This is a genomic window from Phytopseudomonas seleniipraecipitans, assembly GCF_900102335.1.
In the GTDB taxonomy this organism is placed as follows: domain Bacteria; phylum Pseudomonadota; class Gammaproteobacteria; order Pseudomonadales; family Pseudomonadaceae; genus Aquipseudomonas; species Aquipseudomonas seleniipraecipitans.
In genome coordinates, this window is sequence record NZ_FNBM01000005.1 from 168,126 (window position 1) to 181,966 (window position 13,841).

10 protein-coding genes are annotated in these 13,841 nt (G+C 61.4%); 8 read left to right on the forward strand and 2 right to left on the reverse strand.

Translation table 11 applies throughout. From position 1 onward, the window contains the following. Positions 1-369: 369 nt before the first annotated feature. Positions 370-1,662: a glycine-betaine demethylase subunit GbcA gene (gbcA, locus tag BLS60_RS12730; RefSeq protein WP_092368601.1), complete on the reverse strand. Its 1,293-nt coding sequence runs from the start codon at positions 1,660-1,662 to the stop codon at positions 370-372. Positions 1,663-2,018: 356 nt separating this feature from the next. On the opposite strand from gbcA, the gene gbcB reads away from it, so the two are divergent. Further along, positions 2,019-3,119: a glycine-betaine demethylase subunit GbcB gene (gene gbcB, locus BLS60_RS12735; protein ID WP_070880980.1), complete on the forward strand. Its 1,101-nt coding sequence runs from the start codon at positions 2,019-2,021 to the stop codon at positions 3,117-3,119. A 1,262-nt stretch (positions 3,120-4,381) separates the two neighbouring features. Here gbcB and BLS60_RS12740 read toward each other — a convergent pair. Beyond that, on the reverse strand, positions 4,382-5,422 hold the full coding sequence (locus tag BLS60_RS12740; RefSeq protein ID WP_070880979.1) for a threonine aldolase family protein: 1,041 nt from the start codon (positions 5,420-5,422) through the stop codon (positions 4,382-4,384). A 188-nt stretch (positions 5,423-5,610) separates the two neighbouring features. On the opposite strand from BLS60_RS12740, the gene BLS60_RS12745 reads away from it, so the two are divergent. The 7 genes from BLS60_RS12745 to BLS60_RS12775 all read left to right on the forward strand — a co-directional run bounded on the left by BLS60_RS12745 (position 5,611) and on the right by BLS60_RS12775 (position 13,577). Next, the gene (locus tag BLS60_RS12745) at positions 5,611-5,910 is read left to right on the forward strand and encodes a hypothetical protein (protein ID WP_070880978.1); all 300 of its coding nucleotides are present in this window, start codon (positions 5,611-5,613) and stop codon (positions 5,908-5,910) included. Positions 5,911-6,014: 104 nt separating this feature from the next. After that, positions 6,015-6,752, forward strand: a complete 738-nt coding sequence (locus BLS60_RS12750; protein WP_070880977.1) for a TraX family protein — start codon at positions 6,015-6,017, stop codon at positions 6,750-6,752. Between the two features lie 172 nt (positions 6,753-6,924). Next, entirely contained in the window at positions 6,925-8,178 is a 1,254-nt protein-coding gene (glyA, locus tag BLS60_RS12755) for a serine hydroxymethyltransferase (RefSeq protein WP_092368604.1), read from the forward strand. 130 nt (positions 8,179-8,308) lie between these two features. Beyond that, positions 8,309-9,559 (forward strand): sarcosine oxidase subunit beta family protein, encoded by a 1,251-nt coding sequence (locus BLS60_RS12760; protein WP_070880975.1) that lies wholly within the window; start codon positions 8,309-8,311, stop codon positions 9,557-9,559. A gap of 55 nt (positions 9,560-9,614) precedes the next feature. Beyond that, entirely contained in the window at positions 9,615-9,941 is a 327-nt protein-coding gene (locus BLS60_RS12765) for a sarcosine oxidase subunit delta (protein WP_092368607.1), read from the forward strand. Continuing rightward, positions 9,938-12,955, forward strand: a complete 3,018-nt coding sequence (locus BLS60_RS12770; protein WP_092368610.1) for a sarcosine oxidase subunit alpha — start codon at positions 9,938-9,940, stop codon at positions 12,953-12,955. The genes BLS60_RS12765 and BLS60_RS12770 overlap by 4 nt, the downstream gene beginning before the upstream one ends. Further along, positions 12,948-13,577, forward strand: coding sequence for a sarcosine oxidase subunit gamma (locus BLS60_RS12775; RefSeq protein ID WP_092368613.1), 630 nt, complete (start codon positions 12,948-12,950; stop codon positions 13,575-13,577). The genes BLS60_RS12770 and BLS60_RS12775 overlap by 8 nt, the downstream gene beginning before the upstream one ends. Positions 13,578-13,841 lie beyond the last annotated feature (264 nt).

Genomic DNA, 13,841 nt, shown 5'->3' on the forward strand with positions numbered 1-13,841 from the left:
TGTTTCGCTTACCGGCGTGAAATGCTGTGAAACGTTCCTGTCATAAACCGAACCGCCATGGAGATGCCTTGCGAAGGGATCTTGGCGCGCAGGACAAGCGCGAGCCCCACGTAGATGGGCGGCGCTGTTGGTGCACAAACGATTAACAAGGTATGCACGGGTGATACGCAGCGCGTTCTACAAGCTGACGGAAATCGGCAGGGCCTATGGCGGCTCGTTTTCCTCGATGACAAGGTTGCGGCACTGATCGGGTTGCGGCAGGGCACAGAGTCCGCCCATCTCGGGCTGCGGGTATGCCCGCTGGATTTTAGCCGTGGGCAGAAAAACCGCCGGCGGGAGGTGCTGGCGGTCGTTTGATGGGGCAGGCGTTTACTGCGCTTGCACGTCTCGCAAATAAGGCGCTGGCGCCGCACCGAGATTATTCAGCATGCGGCCGCTGTACCAGTCGATGAAGTTGACCACGCCAAACTCGTAAGTCTGCGAATAAGGGCCGGGCTGGTAAGCGTTGGAGTTGATGCCACGCTGGTTTTCTTCCGCCAGGCGACGGTCCTGGTCGTTGGTGGCGTCCCACACCTCGCGTAGGCGCGCCACGTCGTAATCGACGCCTTCGACCGCATCCTTGTGGACCAGCCACTTGGTAGTGACCATGGTTTCCTGAGCGCTGATCGGCCACACGGTGAAGACGATGATGTGGTCGCCCATGCAGTGGTTCCACGAGTGCGGCAGGTGCAGGATGCGCATCGAGCCCAGGTCCGGGTTCTGGATGCGGCCCATCAGTTTCTTGCTGCCTTGCTTGCCGTCCATGGTCATGGACACGGTGCCTTTGAGCAGCGGCATGCGCACGATACGGTTACGCAGCCCGAAGCCGGCATGCAGGTAAGGGATCTTCTCGGCTTCCCATTTGGCCGCGGATTCGGCGACGTGATCCTTAAATGACTGACTGGCGCGCGGATCGTTGGTGTCGTCCCATTCCAGCAGGGTGTTGAGCAGTTCCGGGTGCGAGCCGTTGCAGTGGTAGCACTCGCGGTTGTTTTCCAGCACCAACTTCCAGTTGGCCTTTTCGAACAGGTTGGTCTGCACCGCGACCTTGGTGTTCTCCATGTCGTACGGCTCCATGTAATGAGCCAGGGTCGCCAGGAACTCATCAATGGCGGGCGGGTTTTCGGCAAGCGAGATAAAGATGTAGCCGCCGGCAGTCTTGCAGTTCACCGGTTTGAGGCCGAACTGCTTCATGTCGAAGTCGGCGCCCATTTCTGTACCGGCAAACAGCAGGCGACCATCGAGTTCGTAAGTCCACTGGTGATAAGGACAGACCAGTTTGGCCACCTTGCCCTTTTCGCTGGTGCACAGCCGCGAGCCGCGGTGGCGGCAGACGTTGTGAAAGGCATGCACGGCGCCTTCTGCACCACGGATGACGAGGATCGGGTTATTGCCGATCTGCAGGGTCAGAAAATTGCCCTTGGTGGGAATTTCACACGTCATGCCGGCGATCAGCCATTCCTTGTGGAAGATCTCCTGCATGTCGAGCTGGAACACGCGCTCGTCGTTGTAGAACGGCTGCGGCAGAGAAAACGTGCGCTCGCGGTTCTGCAGCATCTCGGCGGCAGCGGCGCGTGCCGGCTCCAGCGGATCGCCAAGGCTCAGCGTAGAGGTGACGGTCATCGGAAAACTCCTCGTGGCGCGCGCGCTGCGAACGCCGTAAAAGTGGCTAGATGCGGTGGTACGCAAGGTGGCGCGTCGCACGCCTGATCGCCTGCCGATAGGCGCTCTGCAAAGGCATTGCGGTTAGCGCTCTTATCCTGTTCGGCTTGGAGCCGAGTGTGGAGCCGGTCGCGTCGCGATCCTTATCCATGGGCGACATGCTCGAATCATTTCCCGACTCGGCAGGCCAGTGTCTACGGGGCAGGTCGCCGTAAGTATGTCGATGTCGTTGATAGGTAAATGACAGGTTTGATGGTTACGCACAATCGCGGCAAAGACGGGGCCGGTGAGCGGCCCGTGTGTGCGAGAGAACCGATATGTCTAACGACTTCCTGTATCCCGTCACTACCCAGACCTGGAGCAACGGCCGCCACGTGGTGCGTTGCGTCAAAGTCATTCAGGAAACATGGGATGTTCGCACCTTCTGTTTCATGGCCGACCAGCCGGTGCTGTTCTTCTTCAAGCCGGGGCAGTTCGTTACCCTGGAGCTGGAGATCGACGGCCTGCCGGTGATGCGCTCCTACACCATTTCCAGCTCACCGTCGGTGCCTTACAGTTTTTCCATCACCATTAAACGGGTGCCGGGCGGCAAGGTATCCAACTGGCTGCACGACAACCTCAGCGAAGGTCAGGAGCTGGCGGTGCACGGCCCGGTAGGGCTGTTCAATGCCATCGACTTTCCCGCCGAGAAGTTACTGTTTCTCAGCGGCGGTGTCGGCATTACCCCGGTGATGTCGATGGCGCGCTGGTTCTACGACACCAACGCCAACGTCGACATGGTGTTTGTGCATAGCGCACGTTCGCCAAAGGACATCATCTACCACCGCGAGCTGGAACACATGGCCGCGCGAATCAGCAACTTCAGCCTGCACGTGATCTGCGAGAAGCACGGTCTGGGCGAGGCCTGGTCAGGCTATCGCGGTTACCTCAATCAGCCGATGCTGGAGTTGATGGCGCCGGATTACCTGCAGCGGGAAATCTTCTGCTGCGGCCCCACGCCCTACATGAGTGCGGTCAAGCGCTTGCTCGAAGCCAAGGGCTTCGACATGAGCCGCTACCACGAAGAGGCGTTTGGCCCAGTGCCGGCGGAAGTCCGCCAGGACGTCAGGGAGCTGGCCGAGTTGGCAGCCGACGCACCGCAGGTACCAGCAGCCGATCTCAACCAGGTGTCCTTTACCAGCACGGGCAAAAGCATCCAGGTTGGACCTGCCGAGACCGTACACACGGCAGCGGCGAAGCTTGGGCTGCATATCCCCAAAGCCTGCGGCATGGGCATATGTGGCACCTGCAAGGTGCTGAAAACCTCGGGCGAAGTGGATATGGAGCACAACGGCGGGATCACCGACGAGGACGTCGCCGAGGGCTACATCCTGTCCTGCTGCAGTGTGCCCCGTAGCGATGTAAGCATCGATTACTGATCAATCGGGAGTTGTCTAAAAAATAACCGACGACCCGCAATGCCGGCGGGTCGCGGGCTGTAGCAAGCGCCAAACAGCTTATCCACAGCCAGACGCACAGCAATTGTGCGTAATCGTCATTCTTGAACCCTGAACGTCTTCATTCGCTGCAACCGTTGCATACCCGGCTGCCAACTACGTGGCCGCGCATGAACGGAAGTCAGCACTTGGGATACGAAATCGGCCGCAAGTGACCTTGAACTCTTCGAGTTATGCACAGAGATGTGCACAGACTTACGAGATAGAAATCACCTGTGGCTTGACCCGCACGCCTGATTTCACTGTTCGATTTTTGATCGTTGCCTTGCAGGCACCGTCATAAAAGGGCTCTGGCCAGGTGGCGACAGGTTGTGCACAGCTTGATCCACTATCTTTGGGGGCAAACCGCCGAAGAACTACTCACCGCCGCGTAATTCGAAAAGGCGTGTGACGTAGCTGCACATGTACTGCAGAGCAAAATTGGCGTCGCTCAAAAATTGACCAGAGCGACAGAGGCCCCGCATTTAGAAGCCTGTAGCGTGTATTTAACAACTTATGCACAAGTCGGCGCACACTATCTGTGTGTAGATAACTTCTTTATCCATAACTGGTGAGTGTTTTTTGAACGAATCGCTGTAGGCCTCTGTATTCGGCAGCTGCAGTTATTTTTCAACAGCCTATCCACCAGGACATACAAGATGTCTGGGGATTATTGTCCACAACACGCCAACGCGAGTTCGATCATGCTGTGGATGATGGGATCGGTTTTGCGCTGTTCAGAAAATAGGCAGTGAGCGGAATGCTGCGTATTTACTGGGTTATAGCTGTTTATGCACAGCCTTTTCAGTGGTTGCTGCACAGTGAATGTGTGTAACCCTGAGCTCAATCATTTTCGGGTGAGTGTTTTTCGTACAGTCTGCTGCAGGCCTCGTTTTTAAAGGCCTTCAGTCTTTTACAGACAGTTTACCAACAATGTATTGCACCTAAATTGGGGATTGTGTGAACGATTTTACCCAGCCGAAGCGACGGAGCTGTTGATCAAGCCCGAGCTCAAGCTGTGCCGTGCAAACAGGCAGTGCTCTGTTGCTCGTTGGCGAACCCGGTTTCCAGTTAGCACTGCATGCTTATCCACAGGCATTGCAACGTATAGCCAGGAGGTCATTTGGCAGGGCCTGATTGATGAGCGGTAGGCCGTGGCGGCGGATCAATCGGGGATCTGATTCCACCGCCGTCGATGTTCGCTGCTAGCCAGCCATCACTTCGCGGATGGCGGCGGCCAGTTCGCGTACGCGGGCTTCTTCGGTGTCCCATGAGCACATGAAGCGTGCGCCGCCTGCGCCGATAAACGTATAGAAGCGCCAGCCGCGTGCGGTCAGGGCGGCGAGGGCGGGCTCGGACATTTGCAGGAACACCCCGTTGGCTTCCACGGGGAACATCAGGCTCACGCCCGGTACGTCCTTGACCAGGTCCGCCAGCAGCTGCGCACAACGGTTGGCATGAGTGGCGTAGCGCATCCAGGCGTCGTTCTGCAGCAGGCCGACCCAGGGCGCCGACAGGTAGCGCATCTTCGACGCCAGTTGACCGGCCTGTTTGCAGCGGTAATCGAAGTCTTCGGCCAGGTCGCGGTTGAAGAACAGAATCGCCTCACCCACCGCCATGCCATTTTTGGTGCCGCCAAAGCAGAGCACATCAACGCCGGCTTTCCAGGTCAGCTCCGCCGGGCTGCAGCCGAGAAAGGCGCAGGCATTGGAAAAGCGCGCGCCGTCCATGTGCAGGTTGAGGCCCAGTTCGTCGCAGGTCTGGCTGATCGCCTGGATTTCTTCGGGGCGGTATACGGTGCCGACTTCGGTGGCCTGAGTCAGCGTCACCACGCGAGGCTTCGGGTAGTGGATGTCCTTGCGCTTGAGGGCGATCTCGCGGATCGAAGCCGGTGTCAGCTTGCCCTGCTCGGTGTGCGCGGTAAGCAGTTTGGAGCCGTTGGAGAAGAACTCCGGCGCGCCGCATTCGTCGGTTTCGACGTGGGCGGTCTCCGAGCAGATCACGCTGTGATAGCTCTGACACAACGCGGAAAGCGCCAGGGAGTTGGCCGCCGTGCCATTGAAGGCGAAGAACACGTCGCAATCGGTATCGAACAGGTGGCGGAAATGGTCAGCGGCGCGGGCGGTCCATTCGTCATCACCATAGGCACGCTGGTGGCCCTGGTTGGCCTGTGCCATGGCTTCCCAGGCTTCGGGACAGATGCCCGAGTAGTTGTCGCTGGCGAATTGCTGGGACGTGTCGGTCATTGCAAGGTCCTTGTCTGCTTCGCCCGGGCGGGCGCATGCCGCTACTTTAGCCCGCTATGCGGGGGCAATGAACTCGCCCGTGCGACATATTCTTAAAGGCCTTTACTGTGAACTCACAGGCTTCGCTGGGCTCACAAAAGGGGAGAGTTGTTCAACGACTCGCCGATTCCCCGCTACAGGAGCCCACCATGAGCTACCGACATCTGATCGCCCTCTTCGCACCGCTCGCCTTCGCTTTGCCAGCTGCGGCAGCGCAGTCCTGGTCGCCCGAGGCCAAGGCAATGTTCGTCCAAGAGTGCGTTAAAGGCGCTCAGGCCGGCCATTCCGAGGAAAAGCTAACTGCTTTCTGTGATTGTGCAGCCACCAAGGTCAGCCAGGAATTCAGCGAGGCCGAAATGGCCGATATGAGCAAGCAGGTTCCGCCAGATCCTGCTCTGCAAAAGCGCCTGATGACGGCCTCGAGCAGCTGCAATACGCAACTGCAGTAAGCGTGCAAGGGCGGCGCCCGGTTTTTCCTCGCGCCGCCTGCTCGTTTGCTTCGCCGTGCAGTTTGCCTCTACCGTGCAGCCTCATCCTTGTGTGACGCGTACGCATGTCTACCGCCTCCCCTGTTCATCCCCTGTCGTCTAGCCGAGATGCGGCCCTCGATCTGATCAAGTGGCTGGCGCTGCTGACCATGTTGGTCGACCACCTTCGGCATGCCTGGCCGTCGCTCTATTTCCTTTATGTGCCTGGCCGCTTGGCCTTCCCGTTGTTCTGTCTGGCCATCGCCGCGAATGTCGCGCGGCCGCGAGCCGGTGTGGCCAAAGGCGTACCGCTGAGCTACCTCGGTTGGTTGCTGTTGTTCTCGTTGTTGTCGGAGTGGCCTTATCGGTTACTGGTGCCAACCACGGAATCGCTCAACGTATTGCCTACTCTGGTGCTTGGCCTGCTGATTGCCACGGCGGTGCAGCAGCCGCAGCGCCAGTCCTGCTGGCTGGGTGGCGCTGCCTTGCTGGTTGCCGTATTTGGCCACCCGTGGCTGATGTTCGGCGCTTTCGGGGCGGTACTGCCGGCGGCGTTTCTGCTGGCGCTGCGTAAGCCCTATGCCGGTTGGCTGCTGCCGATGCTTTGCTGCCTGGCGGCGAACTACTGGGCGCCGTTCTACAGCGATGCGGCCCGAGGTGACCCGTTCGCCTGGAGCGTGCTCGGCATTTGCCTGTTGGCGCCAGCTATTGGCCTCGCGCTGCTGCGGCACAAGCCGCCGTTTGCCGTGCCGCCGGTGCGGCGCTGGGCCTATCTGTTCTATCCCGGTCACCTTCTTGTCCTGGTGGCGCTGCGCGCGCTCTGACGCGCGCGGTCTGCATGCGTAATTGCGACACCTGCTTATGTCGCAAACGCAATCTCCCGTGGCGTGCATAGGCATCTGGTTGGTGAGGGCGAGTCATACCATCGCCCTACAAGACTCATATCGAGCAACCGAGCCAGATGCGGCGCCTTCAGGCGCCTCGGGGAGATACGTGATGTTCAGCAAGACAGATCAGATTCAGGGCTACGATGACGCCCTGCTCAGCGCAATGAACGCCGAGGAGAGTCGTCAGGAACATCACATCGAACTGATCGCCTCGGAAAACTACACCAGCAAGCGGGTGATGGAGGCGCAGGGCAGCGGGCTCACCAACAAGTACGCCGAAGGTTATCCGGGCAAGCGTTACTACGGCGGTTGCGAGCATGTGGACAAGGTCGAGGCGCTGGCCATCGAGCGTGCCAAGCAGCTGTTCGGCGCTGATTACGCCAATGTGCAGCCGCACTCAGGTTCGTCGGCCAACAGCGCCGTATACCTGGCGCTGCTGCAGCCCGGCGACACCATTCTCGGCATGAGCCTGGCTCACGGCGGCCATCTCACTCACGGCGCCAAGGTCAGCTCGTCCGGCAAGCTGTACAACGCCGTGCAGTACGGCATCGATACCGACACCGGGCTGATCGACTATGACGAAGTCGAGCGCTTGGCCGTCGAGCACAAGCCGAAAATGGTCGTCGCCGGCTTTTCGGCCTATTCCAAGACCCTGGATTTCCCACGCTTCCGCGCCATCGCTGACAAGGTCGGTGCCTACCTCTTTGTTGATATGGCACATGTCGCGGGCCTGGTTGCCGCTGGCCTGTACCCGAATCCGATTCCATTGGCTGACGTGGTCACCACCACCACCCACAAAACCCTGCGCGGGCCACGTGGCGGGCTGATCCTTGCCAAGGCCAACGAAGAAATCGAGAAAAAGCTCAACGCCGCTGTGTTTCCTGGCGCCCAGGGTGGCCCGCTGATGCATGTGATCGCCGGCAAGGCGGTGTGCTTCAAGGAAGCCCTGGAGCCGGGCTTCAAGGACTACCAGGCGCAAGTGATCAAGAACGCCCAGGCGATGGCCGAGGTGTTTATCGAGCGCGGCTTCGATGTGGTTTCCGGCGGCACCGACAACCATCTGTTCCTGCTTTCGCTGATCAAGCAGGGCATCACCGGCAAAGACGCCGACGCCGCCCTTGGCCGCGCGGGCATCACGGTGAACAAGAACGCCGTGCCCAACGATCCGCAATCGCCATTCGTGACCTCCGGTCTGCGTATCGGCACGCCGGCGGTTACCACTCGCGGCTTCAAGGAAGCCCAGTGCCGCGAACTGGCGGGTTGGATCGCCGACATTCTCGATCACCTCGGCGATGCCGATGTCGAGGCCCAGGTGGCTGGTCTGGCTGCCGGGCTGTGTGCCGATTACCCGGTCTATCGCTAACGCATTGTCGTCACGTCGGAGCTGCCGCTTTGATGCCGTAGGACGAAGGAAACCCATCGAGAACTGATGGGTTTCACCCTTCCTGCGGTTTAGGTGCGCTCCTTCAGCAAGCAGAATTCAGGAGTCCCTTATGCAGCGCTATTCCGGCTTCGGCCTGTTCAAGCACTCGTTCAGCCACCATGAGAATTGGCAGCGCATGTGGCGCAATCCGACGCCCAAGCCGGTGTACGACGTGGTCATCGTCGGCGGTGGCGGCCACGGGTTGGCCACCGCCTACTACCTGGCCAAGGTGTTCGGCGTGAAGAACGTCGCCGTGGTCGAGAAGGGCTGGTTGGGCGGTGGCAACACCGCACGTAACACCACCATCGTGCGATCCAACTACCTGTGGGACGAGTCCGCGCAGCTCTACGAGCACGCGATGAAGCTGTGGGAAGGCCTGTCTCAGGATCTGAACTACAACGTCATGTTCTCCCAGCGCGGCGTGTTCAACCTTGGCCACACGCTGCAGGATATGCGTGACATCGAGCGCCGCGTCAGCGCCAACCGTCTCAATGGCGTTGATGGCGAGGTGGTCGATGCCAAACAGGTGGCGGAGATGATTCCCTACCTGGATTGCTCGAAGAACACCCGTTACCCGGTCCTCGGCGCCTCGCTGCAGCGTCGTGGTGGGGTTGCCCGTCACGATGCGGTGGCCTGGGGCTTCGCCCGCGCCGCCGACGCCCTGGGCGTCGACCTGATCCAGCAGACCGAAGTGACCGGCTTCCGCAAAGAAAACGGTGCGGTAATCGGCGTGGAAACCAATAAGGGCTTCATCGGCGCCAAGCGTGTCGGCGTGGTTGCCGCGGGTAATTCCGGGCACCTGGCCAAGCTCGCCGGCTTCCGTCTGCCGCTGGAGTCGCACCCCCTGCAGGCGCTGGTCTCCGAACCGATCAAGCCCATCATCGATACCGTGATCATGTCCAACGCCGTGCACGGTTACATCAGCCAGTCGGACAAGGGCGACCTGGTCATCGGTGCAGGCATCGACAGCTACAACGGCTACGGTCAGCGCGGCTCCTACCCGACCATCGAACACACCCTGCAGGCCATCGTCGAGATGTTCCCGGTGCTCTCGCGCGTACGCATGAACCGCCAGTGGGGCGGCATCGTCGATACCACGCCGGATGCCTGCCCGATCATCGCCAAGACGCCGGTGAAGAACCTGTTTTTCAACTGCGGCTGGGGCACGGGTGGCTTCAAGGCCACCCCGGGCTCGGGTCACGTGTTCGCCGCCAGCCTGGCCAAGGGCGAGATGCATCCGCTGGCCAAGGCCTTCTCTATCGAGCGTTTCCATAATGGTGCGCTGATCGACGAGCACGGCGCAGCCGGTGTGGCGCACTGATTTTGGCGCCCTCGCTCACTGAGAGAGGGACGATGGTTTTCTGGAGGTACCGAACATGCTGCACATCTTCTGCCCTCACTGTGGCGAACTGCGTTCCGAAGAAGAGTTCCACGCCGGCGGCCAGGCACATATCGCCCGCCCGCTTGATCCGAACGCCTGCACCGACGAGGAGTGGGGCGATTACCTGTTCTTCCGCGACAACCCACGCGGCATCCACCACGAGCTGTGGATTCACGCGGCGGGCTGCCGTCAGTACTTCAACGTCACCCGTCACACGGTGAGCTACGAGATTCTCGAAACCTACAAGATCGGCGAGCGCCCCAGCGTGACTGAGGCTTCGCTCGCCGAGAAAAAGGCCGCTGACCAAGGAGTAACGGCATGAGCCAGGTCAATCGTCTTTCCCAGGGTGGCCGCATCGACCGCAGCCAGCCGCTGAGCTTCAGCTTCAACGGCCAGACCTATCAGGGTTATGCCGGCGACACCCTGGCCGCCGCGCTGCTGGCCAACGGCGTCGACGTGGTCGGCCGCAGCTTCAAGTATTCACGTCCGCGCGGCATCGTTGCTGCCGGCGCCGAAGAACCCAACGCCGTGCTGCAAATTGGCTCCACCGAGGCGGCGCAAATCCCCAACGTGCGCGCCACCCAGCAGGCGCTGTACGCAAACCTGAGCGCCACCAGCACCAACGGTTGGCCGAGCGTCAATACCGACCTGATGGGCATTCTCGGCAAGGTCGGCGGCGGCATGATGCCGCCGGGTTTCTACTACAAGACGTTCATGTACCCACAGAACCTCTGGCTGACCTACGAGAAGTACATCCGCAAGGCCGCCGGGCTCGGTCGCGCACCGAAGGAAAACGATCCGGACATCTACGATTACCTGAACCAGCATTGCGACGTGTTAGTGGTCGGCGCCGGCCCTGCTGGTCTGTCGGCTGCTCTGGCTGCTGGGCGCAGCGGTGCACGGGTGATTCTCGCTGACGAGCAGGAAGAGTTCGGCGGCAGCCTGCTCTCCACCCGCGAGATGCTCGACGACAAGCCGGCGTTGGACTGGGCACTCCAGGCCATTGCCGAGCTGCAAAAAATGCCGGAAGTGACCCTGTTGCCGCGTGCCACGGTCAATGGCTACCACGACCACAACTTTCTCACCATCCACCAGCGTCTCACCGACCACCTCGGCGAAGTCGCGCCCCTCGGTCAGCCGCGTCAGCGCATGCACCGTGTGCGTGCCGGTCGTGTGGTACTGGCCACTGGCGCTCACGAGCGTCCGCTGGTGTATGCCAACAACGACGTACCCGGCAACATGCTCGCCGATGCCGTGTCGACCTACGTGCGTCGCTATGGCGTAGCGCCGGGGCAGAAACTGGTGTTGTCGACCAACAATGATTACGCCTACCGCGTGGTACTCGACTGGCTCGATGCCGGTCGCCAGGTGGTGGCCGTGGCCGATGCCCGCAGCAACCCGCGCGGCAGCTGGGTCGAAGAAGCGCGCCGGCGTGGCGTGCGTGTACTCACCGGCAGTGCAGTGGTCGAAGCGCGTGGCAGCAAGCGCGTCACCGGTGCGCGCATCTGCGCCATCGACCTGGCCAAGCACAAGGTCAGCAGCCCCGGCGAAGTGCTCGACTGCGACCTGATCGTCACCTCCGGCGGCTACAGTCCCGTGGTGCACCTGGCTTCGCACCTCGGCGGTCGTCCGGTATGGCGTGAAGACATTCTCGCGTTCGTTCCGGGCGAAGGCTTTCAGAAACGTCATTGCGCCGGTGCGGTAAACGGTGTGTTCGGCATGGGCGACAGCCTCGCCGACGGTTTCGAAGCCGGAGCCAAGGCGGCTGCCGAGGTCGGCTTCAAGGCCGTGACCGGTACGCTGCCGAAGGCCGAGAAGCGCATCGAGGAGGCGTCGGTTGCGCTGTTCCAGGTGCCGCACGACAAGAACAGCGCGCGTGCGCCGAAGCAGTTCGTCGATCAGCAGAACGACGTCACGGCTGCCGGTATCGAGCTGGCCACCCGCGAAGGCTTCGAGTCGGTCGAGCACGTCAAGCGCTACACCGCGCTGGGCTTCGGCACCGACCAGGGCAAGCTGGGCAATATCAACGGGCTGGCGATCGCCGCGCGTTCACTGGGCATCAGCATCGCGCAAATGGGCACCACCATGTTTCGCCCGAACTACACCCCGGTGACCTTCGGCGCTCTCGCCGGTCGCCATTGTGGCGAGATGTTCGAGCCCAAGCGTTACACCGCCCTGCAGAAATGGCACCTGGAAAACGGCGCCGAGTTCGAGGATGTCGGCCAGTGGAAGCGTCCCTGGTACTTCCCCAAGAACGGCGAAGACCTGCACGCCGCGGTGGCCCGCGAGTGCCTGGCGGTGCGCAATGCGGTGGGCATTCTCGACGCCTCGACCCTGGGCAAGATCGACATCCAGGGCCCGGATGCGCGCGAGTTCCTCAACCGTGTCTACACCAACGCCTGGACCAAGCTGGACGTGGGCAAGGCCCGCTACGGCCTGATGTGCAAGGAAGACGGCATGGTCTTCGACGACGGCGTGACCGCGTGTTTGGCCGACAACCATTTCGTCATGACCACCACCACCGGCGGCGCCGGCCGCGTGATGGAGTGGCTGGAAATCTACCACCAGACCGAGTGGCCGGAGCTGAAAGTGTACTTCACCTCGGTCACCGACCACTGGGCGACCATGACCCTGTCCGGTCCCAACAGCCGCAAGCTGCTGGCCGAGGTCACCGATATCGATCTGGACAAGGACGCCTTCCCCTTCATGACCTGGAAGGAAGGCAAGGTCGGAGGCGTGCCGGCTCGCGTATTCCGCATCTCCTTTACCGGTGAGCTGAGCTACGAAGTCAACGTGCAGGCCGACTACGCCCTGGGCGTGTGGGAGCAGATCATCGCGGCCGGCAAGCAGCATGGCCTGACCCCTTACGGCACCGAGACCATGCACGTGCTGCGCGCCGAGAAGGGCTTCATCATCGTCGGTCAGGACACCGACGGTTCGGTCACCCCGGACGACCTGGGCATGGGCTGGTGCGTTGGCCGCACCAAACCGTTCTCCTGGATCGGCTGGCGCGGCATGAACCGCGAAGACTGCCGCAAGGAAAATCGCAAGCAGCTGATCGGCCTCAAACCTGTGGACCCGCATAAGGTGCTGCCGGAAGGCGCACAGCTGGTATTCGATCCCAAGCAGTCGATTCCGATGACCATGGTCGGTCACGTCACCTCCAGCTACATGAGCGCGGCGATGGGTTACAGCTTTGCCATGGCGCTGGTCAGGGGTGGTCTCTCGCGTATCGGCGAGCGCGTTTTTGCGCCGCTGGCCGATGGCAGCGTGATCGAAGCCGAAATCGTCAGCCCCGTGTTCTATGACCCGAAAGGGGACCGCCAGAATGTCTAACGTCAATGTTTATCAGCAACGCCCTACAGACATCGCCGGGCAATCGCCGCTGCACCACGCCGGCCTGCACGAGCTGGCCGGCAAGGGCCGCCAGGGCGCCGGGGTGACCTTGCGTGAGAAGAGGCTGATGGGCCATCTGGTCCTGCGCGGCGACGCCGACGATGCAGACTTCGCGGGTGGCGTGCACAAGGCTCTGGGCCTGGAACTGCCGGGGGCGTTGACCTTGATGGCCAATGGCGACACGTCGCTGCAGTGGCTGGGCCCGGACGAGTGGCTGCTGATCGTGCCGGGTGGCACCGAGCTGGAAGTCGAGCACACGCTGCGCGAGGCCCTGGCCGGCCAGCACATCTCGGTGGTCAATGTCAGCGGTGGGCAAACCCTGCTCGAGCTGCGCGGACCGAAGGTGCGCGAACTGCTGATGAAGTCCAGCAGCTACGACGTTCATCCGAACAACTTCCCCGTCGGCAAGGCGGTCGGCACGGTGTTCGCCAAGTCCCAGCTGGTGATTCGTCACACCGGCGAGGACACCTGGGAACTGCTCATCCGTCGCAGCTTCTCTGACTACTTCTGGCTGTGGCTGCAGGATGCCAGCGCCGAATACGGGCTGGCCGTGGAGGCCTAGGCGCCCGCTTCGGTGGGGCGGCAGTATGACGGCGAAGGCAGCCCCTCGTAGGGTGGACGACGCTTGCCTGCGCGGCCCGATCCGTCCACCGCATTACCATCGTGCTGGTGGACAAAAAGAGCGTTGTCCACCCTACGGGCGTGAGTGTCTGCTCCCGCCTTAGCTTTACCGTTCCCATGCGCGGCATGGGAACGCAGTCTATGACGCTCCAGGTCGTGCACTGCAGGTCAGCGCATGGGAGCGATCACTACAAGGAATCGCGTT